The sequence below is a fragment of the Spirulina sp. LEGE 11439 genome (assembly GCF_059821285.1).
Genome location: NZ_JCAMRX010000001.1, coordinates 72,067 through 96,815 on the forward strand (window position 1 = coordinate 72,067; position 24,749 = coordinate 96,815).

26 protein-coding genes are annotated in these 24,749 nt (G+C 43.3%); 12 read left to right on the forward strand and 14 right to left on the reverse strand.

Translation table 11 applies throughout. The features are described from left to right. Nucleotides 1-6 precede the first annotated feature (6 nt). The 5 genes from AC6RV6_RS00310 to AC6RV6_RS00330 are packed head-to-tail and all read right to left on the reverse strand — an operon-like array spanning nt 7 to nt 1,411. Nucleotides 7-192, reverse strand: a complete 186-nt coding sequence (locus AC6RV6_RS00310; RefSeq protein WP_500237967.1) for a hypothetical protein — start codon at nt 190-192, stop codon at nt 7-9. A 47-nt stretch (nt 193-239) separates the two neighbouring features. Then, complete coding sequence (locus AC6RV6_RS00315) at nt 240-737, reverse strand: DUF3865 domain-containing protein (protein ID WP_500237969.1); 498 nt, start codon at nt 735-737, stop codon at nt 240-242. Further along, on the reverse strand, nt 721-948 hold the full coding sequence (locus AC6RV6_RS00320; RefSeq protein WP_500237971.1) for a hypothetical protein: 228 nt from the start codon (nt 946-948) through the stop codon (nt 721-723). The genes AC6RV6_RS00315 and AC6RV6_RS00320 overlap by 17 nt, the downstream gene beginning before the upstream one ends. Further along, a complete protein-coding gene (locus AC6RV6_RS00325) occupies nt 945-1,208 on the reverse strand; it encodes a type II toxin-antitoxin system RelE family toxin (protein ID WP_500237973.1) in 264 nt (87 codons plus the stop codon). Before AC6RV6_RS00325 ends, AC6RV6_RS00320 begins: the two co-directional genes overlap by 4 nt. Before the next feature lie 23 nt (nt 1,209-1,231). Next, the gene (locus AC6RV6_RS00330) at nt 1,232-1,411 is read right to left on the reverse strand and encodes a hypothetical protein (RefSeq protein WP_500237976.1); all 180 of its coding nucleotides are present in this window, start codon (nt 1,409-1,411) and stop codon (nt 1,232-1,234) included. 208 nt (nt 1,412-1,619) lie between these two features. Between AC6RV6_RS00330 and AC6RV6_RS00335 the strand changes: the two genes are divergently transcribed. From AC6RV6_RS00335 to AC6RV6_RS00345, 3 genes are all read left to right on the forward strand, one after another. Further along, nucleotides 1,620-2,192 (forward strand): Uma2 family endonuclease, encoded by a 573-nt coding sequence (locus AC6RV6_RS00335; RefSeq protein WP_500237977.1) that lies wholly within the window; start codon nt 1,620-1,622, stop codon nt 2,190-2,192. 103 nt (nt 2,193-2,295) lie between these two features. Further along, nucleotides 2,296-3,504 carry a pyridoxal-dependent decarboxylase gene (locus AC6RV6_RS00340; RefSeq protein ID WP_500237978.1) on the forward strand — a complete coding sequence of 403 codons (1,209 nt, stop codon included), beginning with the start codon at nt 2,296-2,298 and terminating at the stop codon, nt 3,502-3,504. A gap of 155 nt (nt 3,505-3,659) precedes the next feature. Next, nucleotides 3,660-4,283 carry a hypothetical protein gene (locus tag AC6RV6_RS00345; RefSeq protein WP_500237979.1) on the forward strand — a complete coding sequence of 208 codons (624 nt, stop codon included), beginning with the start codon at nt 3,660-3,662 and terminating at the stop codon, nt 4,281-4,283. Between the two features lie 5 nt (nt 4,284-4,288). Here AC6RV6_RS00345 and AC6RV6_RS00350 read toward each other — a convergent pair whose 3' ends face one another. From AC6RV6_RS00350 to AC6RV6_RS00365, 4 genes are all read right to left on the reverse strand, one after another. Beyond that, nucleotides 4,289-6,235 (reverse strand): ATP-binding protein, encoded by a 1,947-nt coding sequence (locus AC6RV6_RS00350; RefSeq protein ID WP_500237981.1) that lies wholly within the window; start codon nt 6,233-6,235, stop codon nt 4,289-4,291. Between the two features lie 116 nt (nt 6,236-6,351). Continuing rightward, nucleotides 6,352-7,947, reverse strand: a complete 1,596-nt coding sequence (locus AC6RV6_RS00355; protein ID WP_500237983.1) for a tetratricopeptide repeat protein — start codon at nt 7,945-7,947, stop codon at nt 6,352-6,354. A 186-nt stretch (nt 7,948-8,133) separates the two neighbouring features. Beyond that, nucleotides 8,134-10,470 carry an eCIS core domain-containing protein gene (locus AC6RV6_RS00360; protein ID WP_500237986.1) on the reverse strand — a complete coding sequence of 779 codons (2,337 nt, stop codon included), beginning with the start codon at nt 10,468-10,470 and terminating at the stop codon, nt 8,134-8,136. Between the two features lie 171 nt (nt 10,471-10,641). Next, entirely contained in the window at nt 10,642-10,935 is a 294-nt protein-coding gene (locus tag AC6RV6_RS00365) for a hypothetical protein (RefSeq protein ID WP_500237987.1), read from the reverse strand. A 249-nt stretch (nt 10,936-11,184) separates the two neighbouring features. Here AC6RV6_RS00365 and AC6RV6_RS00370 point away from each other — a divergent pair, with 249 nt between their 5' ends. Next, nucleotides 11,185-11,724 (forward strand): hypothetical protein, encoded by a 540-nt coding sequence (locus tag AC6RV6_RS00370; RefSeq protein WP_500237990.1) that lies wholly within the window; start codon nt 11,185-11,187, stop codon nt 11,722-11,724. Nucleotides 11,725-11,841: 117 nt separating this feature from the next. Here AC6RV6_RS00370 and apcB read toward each other — a convergent pair whose 3' ends face one another. After that, nucleotides 11,842-12,351 carry an allophycocyanin subunit beta gene (gene apcB / locus AC6RV6_RS00375; protein ID WP_500237993.1) on the reverse strand — a complete coding sequence of 170 codons (510 nt, stop codon included), beginning with the start codon at nt 12,349-12,351 and terminating at the stop codon, nt 11,842-11,844. A gap of 296 nt (nt 12,352-12,647) precedes the next feature. Between apcB and glnA the strand changes: the two genes are divergently transcribed. Together glnA and AC6RV6_RS00385 are read left to right on the forward strand one after the other, a co-directional pair. Beyond that, nucleotides 12,648-14,072: a type I glutamate--ammonia ligase gene (glnA, locus tag AC6RV6_RS00380; protein ID WP_500237995.1), complete on the forward strand. Its 1,425-nt coding sequence runs from the start codon at nt 12,648-12,650 to the stop codon at nt 14,070-14,072. Nucleotides 14,073-14,273: 201 nt separating this feature from the next. Then, a complete protein-coding gene (locus AC6RV6_RS00385; protein ID WP_500237998.1) occupies nt 14,274-14,564 on the forward strand; it encodes a hypothetical protein in 291 nt (96 codons plus the stop codon). A 54-nt stretch (nt 14,565-14,618) separates the two neighbouring features. On the opposite strand, the gene AC6RV6_RS00390 is transcribed toward AC6RV6_RS00385, so the two are convergent. Together AC6RV6_RS00390 and AC6RV6_RS00395 are read right to left on the reverse strand one after the other, a co-directional pair. Further along, on the reverse strand, nt 14,619-15,425 hold the full coding sequence (locus AC6RV6_RS00390; RefSeq protein WP_500237999.1) for a tetratricopeptide repeat protein: 807 nt from the start codon (nt 15,423-15,425) through the stop codon (nt 14,619-14,621). A gap of 42 nt (nt 15,426-15,467) precedes the next feature. Beyond that, a complete protein-coding gene (locus AC6RV6_RS00395) occupies nt 15,468-15,794 on the reverse strand; it encodes an STAS domain-containing protein (protein WP_500238000.1) in 327 nt (108 codons plus the stop codon). A gap of 26 nt (nt 15,795-15,820) precedes the next feature. Between AC6RV6_RS00395 and AC6RV6_RS00400 the strand changes: the two genes are divergently transcribed. After that, nucleotides 15,821-16,423 (forward strand): alpha/beta fold hydrolase, encoded by a 603-nt coding sequence (locus tag AC6RV6_RS00400; RefSeq protein WP_500238002.1) that lies wholly within the window; start codon nt 15,821-15,823, stop codon nt 16,421-16,423. 41 nt (nt 16,424-16,464) lie between these two features. Here AC6RV6_RS00400 and AC6RV6_RS00405 read toward each other — a convergent pair whose 3' ends face one another. Continuing rightward, nucleotides 16,465-18,609, reverse strand: coding sequence for a histidine kinase dimerization/phospho-acceptor domain-containing protein (locus AC6RV6_RS00405; protein WP_500238004.1), 2,145 nt, complete (start codon nt 18,607-18,609; stop codon nt 16,465-16,467). A 142-nt stretch (nt 18,610-18,751) separates the two neighbouring features. Between AC6RV6_RS00405 and AC6RV6_RS00410 the strand changes: the two genes are divergently transcribed. The 3 genes from AC6RV6_RS00410 to AC6RV6_RS00420 are packed head-to-tail and all read left to right on the forward strand — an operon-like array spanning nt 18,752 to nt 20,976. Continuing rightward, on the forward strand, nt 18,752-19,648 hold the full coding sequence (locus AC6RV6_RS00410; protein ID WP_500238007.1) for a lysylphosphatidylglycerol synthase domain-containing protein: 897 nt from the start codon (nt 18,752-18,754) through the stop codon (nt 19,646-19,648). A gap of 25 nt (nt 19,649-19,673) precedes the next feature. Further along, nucleotides 19,674-20,642 carry a glycosyltransferase family 2 protein gene (locus AC6RV6_RS00415; protein ID WP_500238008.1) on the forward strand — a complete coding sequence of 323 codons (969 nt, stop codon included), beginning with the start codon at nt 19,674-19,676 and terminating at the stop codon, nt 20,640-20,642. Nucleotides 20,643-20,667: 25 nt separating this feature from the next. Beyond that, on the forward strand, nt 20,668-20,976 hold the full coding sequence (locus tag AC6RV6_RS00420; RefSeq protein ID WP_500238010.1) for an urease subunit beta: 309 nt from the start codon (nt 20,668-20,670) through the stop codon (nt 20,974-20,976). A gap of 36 nt (nt 20,977-21,012) precedes the next feature. On the opposite strand, the gene AC6RV6_RS00425 is transcribed toward AC6RV6_RS00420, so the two are convergent. Further along, on the reverse strand, nt 21,013-21,513 hold the full coding sequence (locus tag AC6RV6_RS00425) for an Hsp20/alpha crystallin family protein (RefSeq protein ID WP_500238011.1): 501 nt from the start codon (nt 21,511-21,513) through the stop codon (nt 21,013-21,015). A gap of 317 nt (nt 21,514-21,830) precedes the next feature. On the opposite strand from AC6RV6_RS00425, the gene psaC reads away from it, so the two are divergent. Further along, nucleotides 21,831-22,076: a photosystem I iron-sulfur center protein PsaC gene (psaC, locus tag AC6RV6_RS00430; RefSeq protein ID WP_204106816.1), complete on the forward strand. Its 246-nt coding sequence runs from the start codon at nt 21,831-21,833 to the stop codon at nt 22,074-22,076. Between the two features lie 353 nt (nt 22,077-22,429). Further along, nucleotides 22,430-24,625, forward strand: coding sequence for an eCIS core domain-containing protein (locus tag AC6RV6_RS00435; RefSeq protein ID WP_500238012.1), 2,196 nt, complete (start codon nt 22,430-22,432; stop codon nt 24,623-24,625). Nucleotides 24,626-24,749: the final 124 nt, after the last annotated feature.

Genomic DNA, 24,749 nt, shown 5'->3' on the forward strand with positions numbered 1-24,749 from the left:
TTTCACTCAGTTTAAATCAGTTTCAATTAGATTTGTCCACCAAATTTTCATGGTTGCTAAGGCATCAATGAAACCTTCATGGATTTGCTGTACGTTAAGATCGTAATCTTCATGCTGGTCAATAAATATTCCCAGACCATCTTTATGTTCTTGTTCCACACCATTGAGATGTAGATCGAAAAAGTGGCTCAATCTTTCTGAAACATAACTATCTTGCCGAGATTCTGAGTATGAGTCGACTAGATCGCGAACGAGTTCCAGTTCAGTTCTGGAATAGCTCCTGCTTCAGTTGCATAAAACACACCACAGATTCTACTTGCAGAGTCTGATTTGCAGAGATTAAGCATGGTGTTGAGGAAAGACTGAGTTGCCATCGACAGTGTATACTCATCGACTTTAAAGTTGAAGGATTCTTGTAATCCCTGAGTATAGATGGTGAAGTGAGATTCTTCATTAGCAGAACCACCTTCTTCATCAGCATTGCGTTTTAGCTCCGCAGATATTGCAGGGACGGATTTAGAATGATCGGCTGCAACTGACAGAAGCATGGGATTATGACGGGAAAACCCACTATGTTCTTGTACTAGGTATTTCAGTTTTACAGGACAACTCGTAACTGATTTTAGCAGAGGGCGTAAGTCTTGAAAAAGAGAATTAACTTCTCGATCGCGTTTGCTGAGAGGATTGGGGGAAGTGCGATCGCGTTGGTTGAGAAGAGTTTTAGGAAGTGCGATCACCTTTGCTGAGAGAGTTTTGAGAAGTGCGATCGCATTTGCTGAGAGAGTTTTGAGAAGTGCGATCGCTGTTGATGAGGAGATTTGGGGAATGCGATCGCCTTTGCTGAGAGAGTTTTGAGGAGTGCGATCGCTGTTGATGAGGAGATTTGGGGAATGCGATCGCCTTTGCTGGAGACTTGCTAAAATGATAGAGATGCGATCGCCTATTCAAATATCGTAAATTTCCCGACGATGACCAATTTTGTGAACTGCAATGAGTTTCAACTCAGAATTAAAGGAATAAATTACTCGATAATCTCCCACTCTTAGCTTAAATAAACCTGCCAAATTTGCTGTTAATGCTTGCGGTGTAATTTGTTCAAAATTTTCAGCCAACCAATTAATTTTGCGATCGATGCGTTCTGTCATAACCTGACCCAATTTTTCTCGATCTCGTACAGCATTATCGGTTAACTCAACTGAATAAGTCATTTTACTGTACTTTCCTAGGCAACTTAAGAATGATTAGACTGCTTATTTTTTGTCTGTTGTAACGATTCTAAAAGTTGTTGTTTTACTGCATCACGAACGTTTAAACCTTCATCAGGATCGCCAAAATATTCCTCTAAACATTGCTCGACTGTATGCCGAATTAAATCCTGTAATTGTTCTACTGTCATGTCTTTAACTTGCATGGCTTTTATCTCAGATAGGAGTTCCTAGTGTTATTTTACCAGATCGAGGAATTTTTGAGGGAAGTGCGATCGCGTTTGCTGAGAGTGTTTTGGGAAGTGCGATCGTATTTACTGAGAGAATTTTGAGGAAGTGCGATCGAGAACGGCGATCTTCGTGGTGCGATCGCGACTATAATTACAGATAGACCTAAAATTGTTAGGAGTTAAGATGACTAATTTGACTCTCGACTTGGCAACCGTGAATCTTACAGACGAACAATATTACCAATTGTGTGTTAGAAATAAAAATATTCGCTTTGAACGCAATGCTAACGGAGTCTTGATTATTATGTCTCCAGCAGGAGGAGAAACAGGCAATCGTAACGCTGGAATTACAGCGATATTGTGGTTGTGGAATGAGGAAAAACAATTAGGTAAAGTTTTTGATTCTTCTACCGGTTTTAAATTACCTAATGGTGCAGATCGATCGCCAGATGCAGCTTGGATTCCTCTAGAAAAATGGGATGCACTTCCTATTGAACAACGTACAAAATTCTTGCCTCTTTGTCCAGATTTTGTAATAGAGTTAATGTCTCCCAGCGATACATTAAAAGATACTCGGAAAAAGATGGAAGAATATTTAGAGAATGGTACACAATTGGGTTGGTTGATTAACCCAAAAACCAAAAAAATTGAAATTTATCGGCAAAGTAAAGAGGTAGAATTCTTAGATAATCCTTCATTATTATCTGGAGAAGATATTTTACCAGAGTTCACTTTACGTCTAGCAAGAATTGGGTAGAGTTTTTGAGGGAATGCGATCGCGTTTGGTGGAGACTTGCTAAAATGATAGAGATATGATTTAAAATTGATCTTTAAACTTAACTCAGGCTTAAAGAAACAAGATGAAACTCACAAAAATCGATCGAGATTTTCCTCTGTCCCAAGAAAAAATCGCTCATTCTCAGCCTAGACAGCAATTAGATCGACAAAATAAATACTATACTGGTATTCAAGTGAATTTAGAAAGATTTCCCGATCTGGGGAATCTTTTACAGCCTTATTTAGAACAATTAAATAATAATTTAGGCGATTGTTTTTTACCCGATCGCTGTCCGCTTCCTAATACCTTAGATAAAGAAAGAGAAGTTGTCGAATGTTTTGCCGAATACCAAAACCTTGCGAAGGAAAACTGCTGGGGATATGTAGGAGGTGGCTCTTCTTTAGGAAATTTGCAAGGTATGTGGATCGGAAAAACGCTCCATCCAGAAGCAACTCTCGTTTTCCCAGATAGTTCTCACTACAGTATTTATAAATATTCTCAGCTTCTCGGTTTTCAAACAATCAAGATTATCAAGACACGAGAACACGAACAATTAGATTTGTTCGATTTTCAGGAAAAAATTAGCGATCGTGAGCCTATCATTTTAATCTTAACTGCGGGAACAACGATGACAGCAATGTACGATCCCATTGATGAATGTGTAGAAATTCTCAAACAAAAACAATGTAATTTTTATCTGCACGTCGATGCGGCTTTAGGAGGTCTAGTCATTCCTTTTATGGATCGAGATCTAGCTTGTCCTGCTCCTCATTATACTTTTAAAAATCCTGATATTAATTCCATGACGATTAGCGTACATAAAATTTTAGGTTCGCCAATGCCAGCCAACGTTTTTCTCTGTCGTAAAGAGATAATTTGTGATTTTAAAAAACAAGTTAATGAGGTTTCTTATTTGGGAAATATTAAAGATATTACTCTCTATGGCAGTCGCGATGGATTTCGTGCTTTAGTCGTGTTTGCTCGTTTAGCAGCAATGGACAAAGACGCGATCGCAAATCTGGTCAAAACTTGTCTGGAGCGAGCAAGTTATGTCGTGAATTGCTTACAAAAACAAGGAATAAAAAGTGTCTATCGTCATCCTTTTGGCATGGCTATATTTTTTCCTCTCGCTGCCTTTAATGCTTATTTTTCTTGGTTCTCTCAACAACAACTCTATGAAAAATATAACTTAGTAAAAAGCGATCGCTTCGTTCATTTTTATGCAATGGGTCATGTGACGCAATCGCTCTGCGATGAGTTTGTGGAAGATTGTGTGAAACTCAAACAATAAAACAAATTGATTTTTGCCGTTTCAAAAACAGCGATCGCACTTCCACACCAATGTTGCGAATTCTACCTTCTGGTATTATCATTTCGTTTTTTGAAAGGTTGAAAGAGATCGCGATAACTTGTCTCTGTCTCATCAAATGCGATCGATCGCATTTGATGAGAGAATTTTGGGAAGGAGCGATCGCGTTTGATGAGAGAATTTTGGGAAATGCGATCGCGTTTAATGAAGGGATTTTGAGGACTTTCCTCGTCCATCTCGTCAGCTTACAAAATTCCGGGGCGCGAGTTTCGGGTTGGGAGCCAAATTGTCCACCTCCCGCTACCCCGGCTTCCCCCTCTACCTTGCTTCCCGAAGAAGAACTTTCTCCGGATACTTCTGAAGAGGAGGAAAATTCTGCGAGACGAGCTTACGATCGCATTGAGGAGATAAGTTATCAAGAGGTCGTTGCTTTGTTAGGCTCTCCGGGTCGGGAAATACGGCGCGATCGCATTTATACTTGGGAAACTGCCGACGGGTCAACTTTTGAGGGAGAATTTCAAGGCGATCGCTTGAGTGGAATTGGTATCGCATCCAGTGGCGAGACTCCTCCACAATTTGAACGGGTAGAAAATGGAATGACTGACACGCAAGTCCGGCAAATTTTAGGTCAGCCGTCGCAAGAACAAGAAAAGATCGTATATCAATGGGAGTTTTCCCGCGAAGGACAGAAATGCGCGATCGAAGTGGGCTTTCTCGATAACAAAAGTCGAGAGAAAAGCTATGTTTGTGGAGAATTCTAACTAACTCAAACCCAATCTTGTATTTCAGCACTGGTCAAACTGCGACCAACTTTTAGATATTCAGTTTGTGCTGCTTGTTTGATATGTTTCATCATCACTGACTCTCCTGCATCCGCCGCCAAAAATGCCGCATTGAGAGCAATGGAACGAATATTTCCCCCAGCTACACTCAATTGTCCCAATTTCTGATAATCTAACCCTTCGGTAGGGGTTTGTTTCGGGAAAATTCGCCGCCAAATTTCGCTCCTCGCATCGGCTTTCGGGAAAGGAAAGTTAAGAATAAAACGAATGCGACGCAAAAAGGCTTGATCTAATGAATCTTTCAGGTTAGTAGTGAGAATCGCTAAACCTTGATATGCTTCCATCCGTTGTAAGAGATAGCTCACCTCGATATTGGCATGGCGATCGTGGCTATCTTTGACTTGAGTGCGTTTACCAAAGAGAGCATCTGCTTCATCAAAGAGTAACACGGCTCCCCCTGCTTCAGCCGCGTCAAAGATGCGTCGCAAGTTTTTCTCAGTTTCGCCGATATACTTGCTAACCACCGCACTGAGATCGATGCGATAGAGATCGAGGCGAAACTCTTTGGCAATGACTTCGGCGGCCATGGTTTTACCAGTCCCGCTCGCCCCGGCAAATAAGGCACTGATACCCAATCCTCGACGACCTTTACCGGAAAACCCCCATTCTTCATAAACGCGAAAACGCTGTTGCACCTGTGCAGAGACATCGCGCAAAATGCTTTTTTCCCGTTCGGGTAAAACCAAATCCTCCCAAGTAGCGGTAGATTCGATGCGCTGTGCTAAGTTGTCCAAACGAGGACGAGCTTGCAAGCGGCAAAACTCCCATAGATGCGTTTTGAGATCGACTTCGGGATGTTGCATGGATGCACAAGCAACTTGAATGGTTTGTCTGTCAAGATTGAATTGAGCGATGAGAGGTTCGAGATAACCGTTCATTTCTTGTTTCTTCGTTCCGAGGTGTGTTTCCCATAAGTGACGTTTTTCAGCATAGGGTAAAGCGGTAATCTCAAACGCGATCGCATTGCGATGAGGGAAAGTTTTGCGCTCTTCGCTACTGACGATCGCGGGGGTGTGAAACTGTTCGATAAATTGTAAGAAGGCGGTTTCTTTGGCCGTATCGTTATTGGAGATGCCGTCACATTCGATCAAAAGAACGGCATTGCTCAAAATTGCTTCTCGCTCCCAACGTTGTCGCAAGTGATACAATTCTTCTGCTGCTGTGGGTAAATTCGTTGCCGACAGGAGAATGAGGCTGAAATCAAGGCGATCGCAAGCATCTCGAGCAATTTCGTATTTAGCACTGTTCTCGTGGCCGCAGAGTTGCATCAGAGGTTGGATCTCACTCTGATGAGAATTCGACCATGCGGCGGCAATTTGTTCGGCGATCGCGGCACGAGAAGAAGGGAGAGAAAGAGCGGCGATATTCTCGCGCGGAATCCGATAAAGCCATCCCGTCAAGCGTTCGTCTGTGGCGGATTCTCCTAAAAGGTAGCAGAGAATGCGGCGATCGATGTGGATGGCAGCTTGAGTCAGGGAAGCTCCGGGAGTCACTTCAATGAGTTGCCAGCGATGTAGGGGATTTTGCGGAGAAAGCACTCGCCATTGGGCATTGGGACAGATAGACAGTGCCAAACCGAGAGAAGGATAATTTTTTTGGGTGTTACCTTGGGCTTTGGCACAGAGGGAATGAAAATGAGGGTGAATTTCCATCCCTGCACAGAGGAGTAAAATATCCCGTTCAAAAGGAGAGAGATTGAAGCGATCGCAAAGCTGTGCGAGGGTGGATGTCGAAGGAAGGGTTTCTGGCTCTGGCCGTGAGAGGGTTTTGCCTTGCAAATAACATTCTAAAATCTCACCTACGCGATCCACTTCTCGACGCAGAATTTGTTGATTTTCCCAGTACCAGTTTTGTTGTTGAGTCGTTTCCATGAGTTATTTTAAATTGCGATTGTCAGATCAGGGTTTAATAGTTTTAGATAAGATAGATAAATGCGAGGTTAACTTTACCCGAAAGAGCAAATTAACGCGATCTAATATTGAATCACTCATCCTATCTGATTAACTTTGAGGTGGGATGCTGTTTCTATTTCAGTTTTTAAGAATTGTGCGGCTTCAAATTGAGGATAGAGTATTAGGGCTTTCTCAAGAGTTTCTAAAGTTTTTTCCCAAGCTTGTAATTGTGCGTAACACTTTGCTTGGTTGTAGAGTATACCGGGATCTTCACCGTACAATTGGAGAGAGAGATCGAGATAGGCGATCGCCTCAGCATAATAACCCATTTTGTAGAGCAGCATGGACAGATGAAAGGGAATATCTTTTTCTTCGCCAATGAAATAGTAAGTTTCCCAGATGTTTTCAATGGCTTGGTAAAGTTCTTGGCGCAAGGATTCCGAGATATTTTCGACTTGTATCATGAGGTTATCAAAACAACCTAAAAAGAGTTTGAAATCCCAACCGCTAAAACGTAGATAAGCAAGAATTTGTTGCAGATTTAAGGTATTGAAGTGAGGCTCTAGGGCTTTTTTTAAGATGAAGAAGTCATCGGGGTTGGATTGCTCGATATTGGTTTGATAGGCGTGGCGAGTTTCCAGATAATCTCGAGACCCGAAGAGAAAAGCACAAATAGCAATACTGCGATGGCGATCGCAGCGCATCAGAGAGATTCCGCCTTCACGATCGACATAACGAGCGATCGCGGGATAATTAGCCATCAAGGAAAAACAACCCTTATGAAAAGTGAGTTTAGGCTTTCCTCGTCCTTCCAAGCTCTCTTCTCGATGGTAGCCTTTGTCACCAGAGAGGAAAAGAAGGCGATCGCGGCTCAGTTGGCGCAGGTTTTTCAAGCCGTTTAAGGCAGTGCAAGGGAAGAGTAAAGCTGTGGATTTTAAACGGGTTTGGTAATCCTTGAGAACTTGGTTAAAAGCGGGATCGCCATAACAGCGATCGCTTTCAATTTCTACGTCGGTGTAGGTAATTTGGAGATTTTCTAAGAGTTCGAGATCGCTGAGGTTTTCGGGTGTGCTGAGAGTGAGTAACGTCTCGTAGAGTTTTCCGTTATGGATAGAAAATAAGTCTTGAGGAATGCTATCGAAAAAATAGTTAGCGAGGACAATGAGAGGATTTTTCAGAGTTTGAGAATCGAGAATTTCGCCAGAATGCAGTAGCGCGATCGTGTTATCTTGTGTGATATCAAAGCGAGCAAAATCGAGTAATTCTTCGTTAATAAAAGGAAGTAAAGCCGGATGATTTTGCCAGAAATCGATATTCCTTTGGGCAAAATCCGTCATGATGTATTTAACCGGAATCTCTTTGAGGGCAGAATTACGATGAGACTCAAAAAATTGTTTGAGAAAGTGATAAGCAAAGCGTCCGGAACCTGCCCCCAATTCGACAATATAAATGGGTTGGATTGTGTCAATTTCTGTGAGATAGTCTCGCAGAAAACCCGTGACTACTTTACCGTAAGCCTTGGCAATAAAAGGATTGCTAGTAGCGTAGTGAGGGACTTTTCCTGTATTCCATGCTCCCATTCCTTCGCGATCGAAAAAATCCCGTTGCAGTTGCCAAAGGAGAGATTGCGAGAGGCGCTGTTTGGTCTCTAAAATGGAGTTTTGAGGGCGAAGAGTTGCGGTGTCAGTCATGGTCAATAATTCTCTCAAGAGAGTCTAAAATGCTATGGTGGGTAACTCTTAACTTAAGTCTAACCTCGATTTTTTCGGAGATATTCACAAAAATTGGCCTCTTGAGTTGATAAAAGTTGGCCTGTTTCTTGCGATCGCATTCTCTGAATCTCAAACTTTCCAGCAATGCGATCGCTTCCCTAACGACTACTCTTGCACAAGTTCTGGTGGGGCATCGTACACGATAAAACTTTTGGCACTATGATTTTTTATAAATGCCCTTATAGTTTTATCGTTAATAACGATATAAGGCTCATTCTCGTCATTTTGATTATCGTAATAGCGCTTCTCGCCTGTTAGCGTACAAACGAGCGATGTTGCGTGATTGCCCGTACCGAGTTTAAACATCTTCCCTTTACAACCTTCATCATCTGGAATGCTCTGGTAATCTTCATCCTTAGCCATATACTCCCTCTTACCGATGCTGTTCATTGCCAAGTTGTACGAGATGCGTTCCACCTCAGAATTATCATCCTCTTTAATCTTAAGATCCATGTCAATCTGATACGCTTTGGGTTCTGTAAAACCCATATCATACTCATATTGAAAGTATGCCTGTGCCATGTGAAAAATCCAAAGTGGAGTGAAGGGTAGCATATCCGTTGTAAAAGTTCTTTCCGTTTTTTGTACGGTGTATGTCACTTTTGAATACTGCAAAACTTTGTTAATTGTTTCGTTGTCCCAGTCTTCTGCTCCTTTGCCTTGATAGGGAGCAAGTGCATTGTTCTGTCCGTAGAACTTATAGCTCAAGACATCATTACTCTCTCCCAAGAAACAAGCGCGTAAATTATTTCTTAAACTCGTACTTTCACTCATAAATATATTTGCAAACGAAGCTGCTAGATTGCATGCTCCTTTACCAAACTCTTGCCTCATATCCAGGAGTGCCGCGTTCATATCTTCAGGAGGAGCTACCAACGATGGATCTGGAATAAAACCCCCAAGTTCCTCCATAAAAGCATCAAAAGTACTGATATCGGGAATTTTGACCTTTCTATAATCTTGTTTGTCTACACCCACGTTCTTCACTGCCGTAATTGTTTTATCGATTTCTGCCTTTATCTTTGTGCGAAACGTCTCGATAATCTCTTGTTCAGTGCGGTTCCCTTCCTCGATTTCTTCAAAGTAATCGTCAGAATCAATGAATTCAATGGAACTAAGAGCAGGCTTGACAACCTCATTAAAAAATTTATCGCCTTTATTGGATTTATGGTCGGAAGCAAGATCCCTCTTCCTGCAAGACTCCCATATAGCATCTTTTATTTTTCCTGGTATTTCTTCGATAACCCAAAAGAATCTGGCATAGCGATGCAGGCTATTTTCATATTCTTCTAGCCCGTCCAGTTTATTCAACTCCCGAATTTTAGTGGCTTCTTGGATAGTATCCTGTGCATCTGCTTCTGATATCTGATTTTGAGCTTGTTCTGAAGCAACATCATTCGCTTGTGCGCCCGTACTTGGCGATTGTTCGCTAACACTAGTATTTGACTCGTCCTCAATGTCTGAATCTTTTGAAGTTGGTATCGAAGTGGTCAGAGATTTTATTTTAGCCTTGTTAGATTTCTTGGTACATCCTTGCTCGATCGCTATTCTGACGAGATCGCTCGGCGAGAATGGCGCTTTCATTCTGTTATGCCGATGAACCAGCTTTATCAAGAATTTTTTATTTTTCCCAGTAGGTGGATCGACCCGATCGCACAAAAATTGCAGTGTTTGCTCGATCGTCACCATCTTGGTATTGTCCGTCCCGCTCACGAGCCGTCGCTGTACGACTTCTTCCGTCTGGCATTGCACGGCTGCCCCTTGTTGTACCGTATGGGTCAACTCGTGGGCGATGAGTTCTTGCCCTTCCTTTGAACCCGGTTGATAGGTTCCTCGCTTGAAAAATACATCTTGTCCTGTCGTGAATGCTTTTGCCTGTATCGACTCGCTCAAGCGATTTGCCGTCGCATCTGTATGAACTTTCACGCCGCTAAAATCCGCTCCTATTGCTTGTCCCATCGATCGCTGCATGTTAGAATCCAAAGCCTGTCCGCCACTGCGAGCGCTATGTAAGGTGCGATCGAACTCCTCGCTTGTCGTTCCGCCTTCACCTCCATCTGCTTGTAAGATCGGTCGCCAAATCTGTTGAAAGGCCTCGTGTTTGCACTGAAGGGAAGGCTCTTCTCCGTGGGAGTTGGTTAGAGGAGGTGGATTGGGGGCACGCATCCTTTGGACGACTTGCTTGGCAACGCGATCGGCCTCTTGCTCGTATTTATCATTCGGTTCGCCGATAGTGAGCTTGGGTTGCACGAACTCTCGTGGTGGTGTTGCAGGCTGTTGCTCCTGCGATCGCATGACATTATCCATCATCCCACCGGGTGCAACATCTGCCACTTCCAGAGGGCGATCGATTTGAGGAGCAAGGTGATTTGCCTTTCCTTTTTTACCTTGATTTTGGCTCTTATCAGGTTGCCATTGTTGACGCGTTTGTTTCGATCTCATAAGACTTTTGTGAAATCAATAGATTAAGGTTAATCCGTAACATTAATCATACTAGGGCTTTTAAGATTGTGACCTTAATAAATAGTGATAAATACTGACAATATCTCCCGATGAAAACAAAAGTTAAGATCGCATCTCCCAAAAAGAATTTTTCTAAAAATGCGATCGTGCTTAATTGTCCGGACGATCTGTCGTTGCCGGAGGTGTACAATCTCCTCGCCATTCCGGCATTCGCGCCCCGGTATTTTGTAACGTAACGAGGCGATCGCGGTACTCTTCTAACTGAGAACCAGACTGAGGGGAAATTGCACCAATGCGATCGATAATTGCGATCGCCTTCCCCCAATTTTGATGACAAACGGCATTATTTAACTCGGCATTCAAATCTTGTCCTCGACTCGGTAGTGCCATTCCAGCCAAACTCAAAATTGCAAGGAAAATTGGGTTTAATACTTTGCCGTTCATTCGTTTTTCCCTTGTTATCGCCAGTCTCGATTTCTATTGTATGAGATAGACGAGAAAAGTCCCTAAAAGATCGGTCGTCCCGACGACTTTAGAAGTAAAAGAATGTCAAGATTCTCAAAAATTTAGTAATAATTAGCATATTTACTTATTAAATATGTTGAAATCAAAATATAGAAGGTTTGGTTGTCACAAAAGTCAACCAACCTCCCCTAGAAGAAGATAACTTTTCTAGATAAGAGGAGGTCAATTATGACAGTTGCAAAACTTCTCCTGAATATGGGAGTCATTGGCTTGGTTAGCTTCTTAAGCCTTGCTTCTCCTCCCCCTGCCAAAGCAGACTTGTTTTGTTATCCTTGGGAAAGAGATTGTAAAGTTGATGGTCGCATTGGGAACGATCCTTTAGGGACAGACCACGACAGACAATCTTATTATGAAGTTTATGTTCAAAACAAAACCAATCGGACAATTTGGGTTGCGGCTCATTATCTTTCCAGCCCCCCAGCTCTTGCATCGAATGAGTCTGAGGTTGCAGTTTGGCCGCGGCCTCGACCACCTTGGCGCACGAGAGGATATTGGCGGCTAGACCCCGGACAACGCGCTTTGATCTTAAATCAAGAAAACCGAGTCCGGAATCGATATATCTATTTCCATGCTCATGATGAATATGGGACTATTTGGGGAAATCGCGACCATCAATGGGATGTGAGAGGGCAACGCCAATCTTTTTTTCAAACTAATATGGGAGGTGACATTGGCATTTACACTCAAGGATTTACATTGAGTGAGTAGTCAAGAGAACAACTGAAAAAAGACTGAAAAAAATGCGATCGCTATTTCTTAATAAAGAAAGCGATCGCATTCCCGATAAGAATGTTAAATTTACATTCTTAAATTTAATGTCCAGAACTAGATATCTTTTTCACCAAAATCCCGAGCCATATGTTCAAAAGGCGCATCGATAAAGGCCGTATCGGCAATTCCGGCTTGGGCTGCCATATCTTTAACGATATCCTTCATAATTTGAATACCCACCACCGTCGGACCGATGGGAACATTCAAAGAATTATAAGTTTCTCGCAAGCCCTGTAAAACCCGCTCGTCTAAAACATTGGTATCTCCCGCAACCAAGGCATAACTGGCATAGCGGAGATAATAGTCCATGTCCCGCAAACAGGCAGAATAGCGGCGAGTCGTGTAAGCATAACCACCCGGACGGAGAAGTTCCGGCACGGTTTCAAATAGTTGGGCGCTTGCGCCCTTAACAATTGCAGCAGCATTGGCTGTAATCATCGTGGCCACTTCCACCCGTGCCATGCCCGAATCAAAATAGGACTTGAGACTATCCATCGCATTGCGATCGAAGTAGCGTCCTGCGACATCGTAATTTCTTATTAGGCTTGTTACCGCATCTCTCATTAAAACTGCGCTCCCAATGAAAACAATTTTTACATTGACATAATTATTTACCTATCATCCCATAGGGCTGACCGCTCGCAGTTATCCAAATCTTTTTCCCGCCGTTTTGATACATTTCTTCAAAAAACGGCAGTTTTCCCCAGATTTTGTTCGCTAAGTTACAGTTTTGCAATTTTTACAGATTTGCGATCGCCAGCAATCGGGTAATTTTGTAGCGAGCCATACAAAATATGCCCAAACCTCTTCCTACGATGAGAGTTCTGCAAGACGCAACGAATTAAGGAGTAACGCCTCATATGCCGGAAACAGCCCAAGAAGTCTTAAAGATGATTCAGGATGAAAACATCGAAATCATCGATCTGAAATTCATCGATCTGCCCGGAACGTGGCAGCACTGTTCGTTTTACCAAGATCAAATTGACGAAAGCGCTTTCACTGATGGTGTTGCTTTTGATGGTTCCAGTATTCGCGGTTGGAAGGCAATCAATGAATCAGATATGTCGATGGTGGCCGATCCCACAACGGCGTGGATCGATCCTTTCTATAAAGATAAAACCCTAAGCATGATCTGCACAATTAAAGAGCCGCGCACAGGGGAATTATATGCTCGCGATCCGCGTAGTATTGCCACAAAAGCCATCAATTATCTCAACGATACCGGCATTGGCGATACGGCGTTCTTCGGACCTGAAGCGGAGTTCTTTATTTTTGACGATGTGCGCTTCGACCAAAACGAACACGAAGGCTACTACTACGTTGACAGTATTGAAGGGCGTTGGAATTCCGGACGAGAAGAAGTCGGCGGAAACCTCGGCTACAAACCCCGTTATAAAGAAGGTTATTTCCCCGTTGCCCCGACGGATACCCTGCAAGATATGCGGACGGAAATGCTGTTAACCATGAAGGCCTGTGGCGTTCCCATTGAAAAACATCACCACGAAGTCGCAACTGGAGGACAAAACGAACTAGGGATTCGCTTCAATACCCTGATTAAAGCAGCCGACGATTTAATGACTTATAAGTATGTCGTTAAAAATGTTGCTAAGAAATATGGCCGCAGTGCGACCTTTATGCCCAAGCCCTTGTTTAACGATAATGGTTCTGGGATGCACACTCATCAATCGATTTGGAAAGATGGCAATCCTCTTTTCTGGGGTGAAGGGGGTTATGCAAACTTGAGTCAAACCGCACTGCACTATATTGGCGGACTTCTCAAGCATGCCCCCGCATTGCTGGCATTTACCAATCCTTCGATGAATTCTTACAAGCGATTGGTTCCCGGATTTGAGGCTCCTGTTAACTTGGCTTATTCTCAAGGAAACCGTTCTGCTTCGGTTCGCATTCCTCTCTCCGGTCCTAATCCTAAGGCAAAGCGCCTTGAATTCCGTTGCCCCGATGCGATGGCAAATCCCTATCTGGCATTTTCTGCCATGTTGTTAGCGGGGATTGATGGCATTAAGAATCAGATCGATCCCGGTTCTCCGTTGGATGTAGATATTTACGATCTCTCTCCGGAAGAATTGAGCAAGATTCCTAGCACTCCGGGTTCTTTGGAAGATGCTTTAGAAAACTTGCAAAACGATCATGAATTCTTGACCGGGCCGGGGATTTTCACTGAAGACTTTATTGAGAACTGGATTTCTTATAAGTTAGATACGGAAATCAACCCCATGCGCTTGCGTCCTCATCCTTTTGAGTTTGCGCTTTATTACGATGCTTAGTTCTCGAACTCATCAATATTAATGCGATCGCAGCCCCTTCAAAAGGCGGCTGCTTTTTTTTGGGTTTGTTGTCTTGATAGACTTTAATGTTTCAATTGAGTTGCTAAATTATGCTAAGATTTTCTTACAAATTCTCTTCAGGAGGACAAAAATATGAGAGTTAAATGTATCTTGAAGTCCACTTCTTTCGGAAAAATTCCGATGCCGACAACTCTGTTCACGCCACCGATTAAAAACTTTTATTACACGGATACTGAAGAGCTTGGAACGGTACATAACCTTGAATTTATCTCACATTTTGAGTTCTATATTATTATTCCTCCTACACAAGAACCTATTCTTTATGCTTGTAAAGAAGCACGAATAAACAAAAACAAAATCGAACTTTTATTTATTAATTTTGAGACTCAAATTCCCACTATTTCAATTATAGGAGAAGCCGAGTTTGTTTCAGAAGAAGACTTTAATACGGCACTGAATCAGATAATTTAGTAGCTATCAGCGAACAGTTATCAGTGACGGAAAGTTAAGTTGTTTGCCGGTTTGTTAGTCGAGATTGAGAAAATGCTCTAAGTCATCGATCGCACGGGGCGGCCAGCGACGGACGTTTTTAACCCAGTCAATATCTTGATAGCGACTGTCTAAACCAACGACAGCAACCCAATTACTTTCGGCTTCTCCCTGCAATCCTCGAACCCAGAGAACGGCAGCTAGGGCGGCTCGCATGTCGGCAAACATGGGGTATTGTTGTACGAGATTTCGCATAGTTTCGATCGCTTCTCCCGATCGATCGCTCTGATATAAAGCTAGGGCATAATTGGCGCGAGCAATGGCAAGCTCTGAAGAGAGTTCCGAGGCTTTTTGATAATCGGCGATCGCTTCTTCCCAGCGCCCTTCTCCGGCTCGAGCGTTGCCTCGATTATTGTAGGCCATGGCATCTTCGGGATCTAAGTCCAAAACGCGATTATAATCGGCGATCGCCCCTTGCCAATGTTGGAGTCCTTCTCGAGCAATTCCTCGATTCAGGTAAGGATCGGCAGCATTGGGAGCAAGTTCGATGGCGCGATCGAAATCCGCGATCGCAGCTTCGAGTTTTCCTGCGAGTACCCGCGTTCCCCCGCGATTGCTCCACACAGCCGGATTATGGGGAAAGCGATCGATTAATTCGCTCCAATAGTCTTCTGCTGTTGCTAAATCACCTTGTTCGAGGGCTGCGATCGCCTCTCCTGCGATCGCTTCTCCTTGTTGCAACTGCTGTTCGAGAACAGTGGCATCAGAGACATTCTCCGCACGAACGGCAGGCATGGGCATCAAAACGAATAAGAAAAATAAAAAACAAACGAGCCAACGCATATCGAGTAACAATAATTAACGAACTGATAAAGTGGTCACTAACTAACAGAGTAACAAACGAATTTTAGATTGAAAAATATCATCGAGACTTGCAACGATCTTGAACTCGCGATCGAGTTCGGTAATTTCTAACATATAACGAACGGGCTGTTTGAGGTTGAGTAAATAAAATCGACATTGATGTTGTTTGGCTGCCCGACGTATGCCCATGAGAGCAGTAAGACCAAAATGGTCGATCGTATTGACTTGCACAAGATCGATCGCCCAACAGGAATTTTCCGGTGCTGGCATTAAATTGACAACTTTTTGTTGAAGGAGAGATGCTCCTCGAATATCCAAATCTCGTTGCGGACGCAGTACGATGTTCATAGATGATTTCCAATTGGTTGAAAATTATGCCCCCTGTTATTACATCGCGCACGCTGGAAATTCGGGGCGCGTCGATTCATTATCTCGAAGTGGGAGAAATAAGTTCTCCTGTCATTTTATTTTTACACGGTGCGAGTTTCACCGCCGACACTTGGCGAGAGATCGGGACGTTGGCTTATTTTGCCGATCGCGGTTATCGGGCGATCGCGATCGACGTACCGGGATATGGAAAATCCCAAAGTATTAACTTTCCCCGCAAAGAATTTCTCTGGGAATTGCTCGAGAGCATAGAATGCGATCGCCCAGTTCTCGTTTCTCCTTCTATGAGCGGTGGCTATAGCTTACCCTTTATTACCCAATATGCCGAAAAATTGCGGGGATTTGTTGCCGTTGCCCCAGTGGGCATTCATCGCTATCAAGAAGCGATCGAAGGCATTTCTCTCCCCATTCTGGCGATTTGGGGGAGCAACGATCGCGTCGTGCCGCCCAAATTGGCCGATTTACTCGTCGAACTACTTCCCCACGCCCAAAAAGTGATTTTACCTAATGCCGGTCATGCCTGTTATATGCGAGCAACAGAAGATTTTCATCAACATCTTTTAACATTTATCGAAAAACTTAATCTCTAGGCCTTAATCATTGCACTAAACGCAGTTGAAATGTTCATTGTTCATTGAAAAGCCTCGCTGTTTAACGTAAAATAGAAAGTAGCACCGCGATCGACTTCTCCTTCTGCCCAAATTTGGCCGCCATGTCGTTGAATAATACGTTGAACTGTAGTTAAACCAATACCCGTTCCTTCAAATTCTTTGGGAGAGTGCAAGCGCTCAAAAGCACGAAACAATTTAGCCGCATGATCCATATCAAATCCCGCCCCATTATCGCGAATGTAATAGACCAGAGAGTTTAAAATCTGGGGGTTTCCCGAATCGAGTAAAGATGAATGACTGACTCCCAATTCGATCGCGGTAATATCTTGCTTGCTCGTATATTTCCACGCATTCCCCAAGAGATTTTCCAAAACAATTCGCAAAAGCGGCTCATTGGCCTGCACGATTAAATCAGGGACAACAATAAATTTCACTTGGCGATGAGGTGCATTAACTTTTAAAGAGTTAAGAACATGTTCAGACATTTGACTTAAGTTGACTGCTGTTAATTGGAGATCGCTTTTGGTGACGCGAGAAAGCTGTAATAAATCTTCAATTAAACGTTTCATTCTTTGACAGGATTTCTCAATTTGCTGAATATAGTCTTGTCCTTCTTCATCTAATTTAGTGCCATATTCTTCTAAAAGCATTTGATTGAAAAATTCAATGTGAGAGATTGGCGTTCTCAGATCGTGAGAAACCGTGCGGGAAAATGCCTCTAGTTCTTCATTAACATTCTGTAATTCGATCGCATTCTCTTGAAGAGATACATTCAGTTTGCGAATTCTCATTTCTGCCTTTTTTTGTTCGGTAATATTACGACCGACATAAACATATTCTTGGCGATCGTCTACGGTTTGAATTAAGCCACAAGAAAAGGCCACTGAAATTTTTTCCCCTGTTTTACGAAGGCAAGAAATTTCCGTTCGAGGTCTGACATTGTTATCTTCAACTTGGATCGAGGCTTCGCGATCGCACAGAAGTTTGGTAAAAGGCTGATGTAGCAATTCTACTTCGCTATACCCAAATAATTCTTTTGTGGCTCGATTCACTTTTTTAATAATTCCAGCCTGCGTGGTGACAATGAGAGCATCCGCCATCGAATTAACAACGCGATCGATATAATCATTCGTTTCTCTGAGTTTTCTCAACAAGAGTTCGGCTTCATTCGCTGATTGAACTAATTTTTGTTGAAAAATCATGCGGTCTGTTGCATCATTTAAAAGCACAATTAGATAGGGATTTCTAATTAATTCACTTTTGTATTGCGTGATATAAACATCAAAATACAAAGGAGAATCTCGTTCGGAAACTCTAGCAATTCCCGGTATTTCAAAACTGTTTTTTTTATCTTGAATAATGTTGAATAGTGTATCTTCACTTCCTGTTAATTCTGGAAAACTCGTTCGCACGTCTTCGCCTTTAAAAATCACCATATCGCGTTCTGCATAGCGCTTGATACCATCTGAATGTTCTTGAATAATCAAATGACGATCGACAATTAAATAATCTTGGTGAGTCAGAGGCGAATCAGAATTATCTCTTTTCAAGTCATGGCTGGTATCGAAAAGAACTTCACCGATTAATTGGTGCATGAGTCGAGTTCGCTCTAAAAGTTGTCCGAGATAGTTTTTTGTTTCTGTGTCTAGAGGGACTCTTCGCGGTTGAATGAGTAACTCATTCAATTGTTTTTTGATTTGAATTAAAGTTTGTCGGAGATGATGGCTGACAATATAAGGAAATTGTTGCAATGCGGCTGTTCTAAACCCATTGGATGTTTTTGTTTTCGTTCTTTTGACAATTTTATTCTCAATTTGTTTTTCCAGCACGGATAAGCGTAAATTTAACTCTCGATCGCGAAAAGGAAGTGTTAAAAAATCATCAATGCCAACCTTGAGAAATTCTTGTAACGTTTCGTCAGATATTTTTTCGGTCAAAAGAATAATCAGAGACTGAGAAAATTGATGTTTGAGGGATCGACACAGTGTAATGCCGCCTTGGAGAGAAGGCGGTAAAGCGAGAAAAATCCAAGCGTAAGCAGGATGAGATAATTGATCCTCTAAGGTCGAGCGATCGATGAAAAATAACTCGTGACGGCGCGATCGCAAAGCCTCCTCAAGGGAAAAAAGATTAACGGACTTGTTAGCCACGATCAGCGTTTTCATAATTTCTACTCCACAATCGTCATTCAGTCTCAGTTGGAACAGCACTCACCCTGATATTATTCTCTCATCTATCATAAAGAGCAGCGAGCCGGAACTCGCAAACAAAATCCCCAAAAGCGCTTTTGTCGATCTCCTCGGCACGATGAAATTTTCCCTTCAATCTATTATTTCCCATCTCAAACCCGTTGTACGCTGGATAATTTTCGGTGGGATTGTTTTTTTTGTCGTGCGGACTTTGCGGGTTCATTGGCAAGCTGTCATGGCAAGTACCATTGAGAATGTGCATTGGGGGTATTTAGCGATCGCTTTATCGGTAACAATCGTGGCGCATTGTTGGACGGGATGGGTTTGGGGTTGGATCTTGTCATTTTTAGAGCATCCAGTAACTCCACAATGGAGTATTCGCGTCTATTTGACCACCAATATTGCCAAATACATCCCCGGTAATATTTGGCATTTTTACGGACGCATTCGTGCAGCCAAGGAAAAAAACATTGAACTGGATATTTCCGCTCTCAGTATTCTCCTTGAATCTCTGCTTTTGGTGGCAGCGGCGACGATCTTAGCTCTACTCAGTTATCCCCAATTTAACCCCCATTGGCAATTCTTATTTTTGGGGGGGATATTGGTGGGAGTGCATCCCATTTTTCTCAATCCTGCTTTGGCGATCGCGGGAAAACTCAAGGGAAGGGGAAAAATTGCGGCAAATCAATCCAGTTTGCGAGTGCGACGCTATCCTTTTCTCCCGCTTCTGGGAGAATTCATTTTTCTGGGATTGCGGGGAAGTGGTTTTTTAATGGTCGTCTTCGCATTGTATTCTGTGGAGTTGGGACAAATTCCGCAATTATTCGGCGCATTTATTATCGCTTGGTTATTGGGGATGATCGTACCGGGGGCTCCCGGGGGGCTGGGCGTATTTGAAGGCACCGCGATCGCCCTGTTGCACGGAGAATTTGCCCTCGCGATCGCCCTCTATCGCCTCATCGGCACGTTAGCCGAAGCATTGGGGGCTGCGATCGCTTTTTTCAATGAGCAATGAACAATTTTTCAATGAGCAATAAACAATGAACAATGAACAATTACCGACTCATTTCGATGTTTCGGTGGCGATTCCACTTTATAACGAGGAGGAGAGTTTGCCGGAGTTAATTGCGGCAATTCATACCAGTTTGCAAGAGACGGGACTGAAGTATGAAATTCTTTGTATTGATGACGGATCGACGGATGGATCGGCACAATTATTGAAGGAATTGGCAGGAAAAGATCCGCTTTTGCGGGGGGTTTTATTGCGGCGAAATTACGGGCAGACTCCGGCAATGGCGGCGGGATTTGACTATGCGAAGGGACGCGCGATCGTGACGTTGGATGGGGATTTACAAAACGATCCAGCAGATATTCCTCGGTTATTGGCCAAGTTGGAGGAGGGTTACGATTTTGTAAGCGGATGGCGGCAAAATCGCCAAGATCATGCTCTCACTCGCCTCTTACCGTCTAAAATTGCTAATTGGTTGATCGGTCGTATTACCGGGGTTAAAGTCCATGATTACGGCTGTTCTTTGAAAGCATATCGGGCAGATTTGGTGGCAGATATGAATTTATATGGGGAATTGCATCGTTTTTTACCCGCCCTTGCCTACATTGAAGGAGCCAGAATTACCGAGTTACCCGTGCGCCATCATGCCCGCAAATACGGACGCAGCAAGTACGGTTTGGGACGGACGATCCGAGTGGTTTTGGACTTATTAACGGTGTTCTTTATGCGAAAATTTCTCACGCGTCCCATGCACGTTTTTGGGTTAGCAGGCATTATCTGCACGGTTTTGGGGATTGTCTTGGGAGGATATTTAACTTTTCTTAAATTGGGACTGGGACAACAAATTGGCGATCGCCCTCTTCTTATTCTCGTCGCGATTCTGATTTTAACGGGAGTTCAGTTATTTAGTTTTGGCTTATTAGGAGAGTTATTAATGCGAACCTATCACGAATCTCAAGGCAGACCGATTTATCGCGTGCGCGAAGTGATTGATAATTGATACACTGTTCATTGCAAAAAAAAGAATGATCCCGGGTGAATTATTGGTAGAGGACGGCACGATCGCGTTAAATGAAGGACGCGAGACGTTAACAGTAAATGTGGGCAATGCGGGCGATCGTCCCATTCAAGTCGGTTCCCATTTTCATTTTTATGAGGTCAATTCGGCGCTGAATTTCGATCGCGAGGCGACCAAGGGAATGCGATTAAATATCCCGGCTGGTACAGCAGTACGTTTTGAGCCGGGAGATGAAAAAGAAGTCGAATTAGTCGCCTTAGCGGGAAGTCGCGAGGTTTACGGCTTAAACGGTCGTGTCAACGGGAAACTGGATTAAGTCATCTGGTGACTGGTGACTGGTGACTGGTGACTGTTATTCTGCCCAAGGATCGGCGATCGCATTGGGTTGAATTTTGGTGCGATCGCGATTTTCTGTGTCGCTGAGATTCACTTTAACCGGGCGATTTTCTCGCGCTTCCCATTTGTATAGGGTAAGTGTGAGAATTCCGTGGGAGAAATCGGCTTCAATATCCTCGCGACTGATAGGGATGGGTAAATGAATTGTGCGTGCGAATTCTCCATACTGGAATTCCGCTTGGAAAAATCCTCGGCTGTCTGCTTTTTGGCGATAGGGACGCTTTCCTTGAATCGTGACGGTTTCGCGAGTAACACCAATATCGACATCTTGAGGATTGACCCCCGGAAGCAAAACTCGCAACATAAGGCGATCGCTAAAATTTTCTAATTCGATGGGAGGAGTCCAAGCGGTGTTGCGATCGCTAAGTCCATTTCTATCGCTTCCGTTGCGATACAGTTGGTTCATCTGTTGGCGCAGGCTGGCTAAGTCGGGGTAGGAATAATGGCTTCTTAACATGATTTAATTCTCCAGATTGTTAGTGCGATCGCTCGCACCTTTATCTTCCCCTCATCCGCAATTCCGCGCCATTGGGGGAAACCGACCTTTCAGTTATCAGTTATCAGTGAAGAGGACATGGTGAATATTTCTGGTTTGGGGTAGTGTGGAGATTTTGAATTTGTATCGGGTATTACCGATCGCCCGAGGGAACGGGGAAATATTACAGAATTTAAAGGTTCTGTCATCTTTGGGTAGTGAAGATTAATCGCTAAGGTAAACTTACCTTTGAGTAAAAATTTATTAAGAGAACACCCGCTAAGGAGCGAATACTTCAAATGTCTCATAGCGTAAAAATTTACGACACCTGCATCGGCTGCACCCAATGCGTTCGAGCTTGTCCTCTCGACGTTTTAGAAATGGTGCCTTGGGATGGCTGTAAAGCGTCTCAAATTGCTTCTTCTCCCCGCACAGAAGACTGCGTGGGTTGCAAGCGATGTGAAACTGCCTGTCCGACTGACTTCCTAAGCATCCGCGTTTATCTCGGAGCAGAAACCACCCGCAGCATGGGTTTAGCATACTAAACTCATCTAAAAATCCCCCAGAGTGGCAAAGATTCCTTGCGTCTAGTGAGAGAACTTTTGTCACTCTTTTTCTTGGCAATATAGCGGCTTTTTTCTTTGAGAGAATCCTCGATAATGAGCGATCGCTACAGAAGGTACAAGCCTTTTTATCGTGCGAGACTATCTCCCAAATTCAACTTTTTAGAAATCTTGTCGAGTTCTTGACATTGTTTGTTTAGGATGCAAATCAACTGAAGCAGAGAACGCGAACTCCCAAAACATAACTCGCTGTCATTGAGGATAGCGCGATCGCTTTGCATCCGTGCAAAAGCTAAGATCGTTCTCAACTTCTTGAAGAACTCAAGAGATTACTGATGTCCTCCAAACAATACGCTCGACAACAATCATCTGGGCAACCCGATCGCAGCCAAACGACCCAGAAAACAAATCCCTCTCCCGTACCCAACCGCAAAAAACCGTTGGAAGTCGCCGATGTCGCTCCCGGTGCGATGTTGGATAATGTCATGCGGGCAATGACTCAACAAGACCTCCCCGCAACGCCACCGCGAGAATTCCTGCAACCCAAACTCACAATTGGACAACCGAATGATAAGTACGAACGGGAAGCCGATCTCGTTGCCAAGCAAACGGTACAACAGATTCGTGCTACCGATCCACCTTCTCTTTCTGGGAAAACCTCAGTAGAACCTTCCCTTCAATGCAAAGCCGAAGCCTTTCAACAGATTTGGCGACCGATCCTGCAAGCGAAAGGGGACGAAGGCGGAGAAGCTAGCAACGAGTTCGAGCAAACCTTAAATCGTGCCAAAAGTGGAGGGCAGTCCCTAGATTCCAATTTGCAGCGATCGATGGGAAACGCGATGAGGGCTGATTTTAGCAGCGTGAAGGTGCATACAGATTCGACAGCAAACGATCTGAGTCAATCGATCCAAGCGAAAGCCTTTACAACCGGAAAGGATGTATTTTTTAAAAAAGGTGCTTATAACCCCGGTTCTCAGGGCGGACAAGAGTTAATCGCTCACGAGCTAACCCATGTGGTGCAACAAAATCCCAGTTCTTCTGTTGAGGGGGATGTCCAACGGCAAATTGTAGAATCTAACGGAGCAGAATTTCCCGATAATGTTATTCAAAGGGATTTTGAAGCAGCACGCAACAAAGCGAAAGAAGAATTTAGAAATATCAACGATACCACAACAGAGGAAGAATTCAGAAGTTTTCTACTCGAATTGGAGGCAAAAGATGAAAATTTGGTAATGGATTTCTGGGAGTTATGGACGGAAACAAACAAATTTGGCAGACCTTTAGATGAAGAAGATACAAGGCCTTTTTATAAAAATGATAAAGCACGAGAGGATCGATTAGGAAATCCTCTGGAGTTTAAGTCGAGAAATATAGCCATTTTTAACCGTATTGAATCGATTCCCCCGGAAGGCGAACAATCAGATGAAAAAGAAAGCGATACAACAATGATAGAGGGAAGAGATCGAGACAATGCTTTGGCAAGAATCGAAGCCGGATCCGATGGCCTTCTGCCCGGTATGATGCCACCAGCAACACAAGAAGAACAAAACTTACAAATCGATATTTTGCGAGTTGTTGCAGAATCTACGAAGGAAAACTTTATGAAGATTGTCCAACAATGTATTAACGAGATTAACGCCTCGTCCTCTGGTGATGAATCGGGAAACTCATGCGAGTTGATCGAACATGGCGACAGATATTTGGTTAAAGGACTTTCGGCTCGTCAAAAAGCCAAGAAAGGGCAGAAAAAGCGAGATCAAGGAACAGCAATTTCCGTGGGAGATGCTCTCCGGACAACTCTTGTCTGTAAAACAGTAAAGGCTATGTTAGAGTCCAAAAAAGTATTAGAGCGGGAAGTTATAAATAACAGCAAAGAATGTCATGTTATGCCTCGCCCCATCGGAGATACTTTTACCAACAACTTAAATCCTGAAGTAGAAGCTCCCAGTTATGGAGATATGAAAGCGAATATGCCAGTTAAGTTTAAATTGCCAGAAACTTGGAAAGAAAAACTGATAGATTTACAGATAGAGGATAAGAAAAAAGAACATGAACTGAGAGACAAACAAACCAAACACGAGCCAAGCGACAAAGACAAACAAGAACGACAGTTATGGTATGAATATTACCAGCAAAAACTACAGGAGAGATATAGTTCGGGTATTTTCCAACGCGGGCTACAAGGAGCTATTATTGCTGAGATTCAAATCAACCACCAACAACTGATGCATATTAAAGAAAGTGCCGGTCACTTATTCTATAGGGTGAAGCGATGCTTTACCCAAAAAGGTTCCTTGTCGGGCTACTGGAAATGCAAGTCCACGCCAGATTCTCTTGAAGCAATTCGACTCATCAAGGAGCTTAACGATGTCGAGATAAGCGCAAACACTCGAGAGCTATTAGACGAAATTGAAGCGCGAGGTCTCGAAACCGAACTCGCGATACCTGAAGAGAATTATCAAGCATTGTTGAAAACAATATCAGATCTTTACGGAGATTTTTGGGAGTCTGCCAGAGCCGAACCTCAATAGCGAATACAGTACATCGATCCAGACTATTAAGAAATCTCAAGCAATAAGCACATAAATTGGCTGCGGCAAAAAACTCGACTAGGATAAATGAAGAAAGCACTAACATATCGGTATCGATAATTCA

Excerpts from the sequence above, each read along its gene's own strand:
- AC6RV6_RS00325 (WP_500237973.1), bottom strand. The coding sequence starts at position 1,208 with ATGACTTATTCAGTTGAGTTAACCGATAATGCTGTACGAGATCGAGAA.
- AC6RV6_RS00330 (WP_500237976.1), bottom strand. The coding sequence starts at position 1,411 with ATGCAAGTTAAAGACATGACAGTAGAACAATTACAGGATTTAATTCGG.
- AC6RV6_RS00335 (WP_500237977.1), top strand. The coding sequence starts at position 1,620 with ATGACTAATTTGACTCTCGACTTGGCAACCGTGAATCTTACAGACGAA.
- AC6RV6_RS00340 (WP_500237978.1), top strand. The coding sequence starts at position 2,296 with ATGAAACTCACAAAAATCGATCGAGATTTTCCTCTGTCCCAAGAAAAA.
- AC6RV6_RS00345 (WP_500237979.1), top strand. The coding sequence starts at position 3,660 with ATGAGAGAATTTTGGGAAGGAGCGATCGCGTTTGATGAGAGAATTTTG.
- AC6RV6_RS00350 (WP_500237981.1), bottom strand. The coding sequence starts at position 6,235 with ATGGAAACGACTCAACAACAAAACTGGTACTGGGAAAATCAACAAATT.
- AC6RV6_RS00355 (WP_500237983.1), bottom strand. The coding sequence starts at position 7,947 with ATGACTGACACCGCAACTCTTCGCCCTCAAAACTCCATTTTAGAGACC.
- AC6RV6_RS00360 (WP_500237986.1), bottom strand. The coding sequence starts at position 10,470 with ATGAGATCGAAACAAACGCGTCAACAATGGCAACCTGATAAGAGCCAA.
- AC6RV6_RS00365 (WP_500237987.1), bottom strand. The coding sequence starts at position 10,935 with ATGAACGGCAAAGTATTAAACCCAATTTTCCTTGCAATTTTGAGTTTG.
- AC6RV6_RS00370 (WP_500237990.1), top strand. The coding sequence starts at position 11,185 with ATGACAGTTGCAAAACTTCTCCTGAATATGGGAGTCATTGGCTTGGTT.
- apcB (WP_500237993.1), bottom strand. The coding sequence starts at position 12,351 with ATGAGAGATGCGGTAACAAGCCTAATAAGAAATTACGATGTCGCAGGA.
- glnA (WP_500237995.1), top strand. The coding sequence starts at position 12,648 with ATGCCGGAAACAGCCCAAGAAGTCTTAAAGATGATTCAGGATGAAAAC.
- AC6RV6_RS00385 (WP_500237998.1), top strand. The coding sequence starts at position 14,274 with ATGCCGACAACTCTGTTCACGCCACCGATTAAAAACTTTTATTACACG.
- AC6RV6_RS00390 (WP_500237999.1), bottom strand. The coding sequence starts at position 15,425 with ATGCGTTGGCTCGTTTGTTTTTTATTTTTCTTATTCGTTTTGATGCCC.
- AC6RV6_RS00395 (WP_500238000.1), bottom strand. The coding sequence starts at position 15,794 with ATGAACATCGTACTGCGTCCGCAACGAGATTTGGATATTCGAGGAGCA.
- AC6RV6_RS00400 (WP_500238002.1), top strand. The coding sequence starts at position 15,821 with ATGCCCCCTGTTATTACATCGCGCACGCTGGAAATTCGGGGCGCGTCG.
- AC6RV6_RS00405 (WP_500238004.1), bottom strand. The coding sequence starts at position 18,609 with ATGAAAACGCTGATCGTGGCTAACAAGTCCGTTAATCTTTTTTCCCTT.
- AC6RV6_RS00410 (WP_500238007.1), top strand. The coding sequence starts at position 18,752 with ATGAAATTTTCCCTTCAATCTATTATTTCCCATCTCAAACCCGTTGTA.
- AC6RV6_RS00415 (WP_500238008.1), top strand. The coding sequence starts at position 19,674 with ATGAACAATGAACAATTACCGACTCATTTCGATGTTTCGGTGGCGATT.
- AC6RV6_RS00420 (WP_500238010.1), top strand. The coding sequence starts at position 20,668 with ATGATCCCGGGTGAATTATTGGTAGAGGACGGCACGATCGCGTTAAAT.
- AC6RV6_RS00425 (WP_500238011.1), bottom strand. The coding sequence starts at position 21,513 with ATGTTAAGAAGCCATTATTCCTACCCCGACTTAGCCAGCCTGCGCCAA.
- psaC (WP_204106816.1), top strand. The coding sequence starts at position 21,831 with ATGTCTCATAGCGTAAAAATTTACGACACCTGCATCGGCTGCACCCAA.
- AC6RV6_RS00435 (WP_500238012.1), top strand. The coding sequence starts at position 22,430 with ATGTCCTCCAAACAATACGCTCGACAACAATCATCTGGGCAACCCGAT.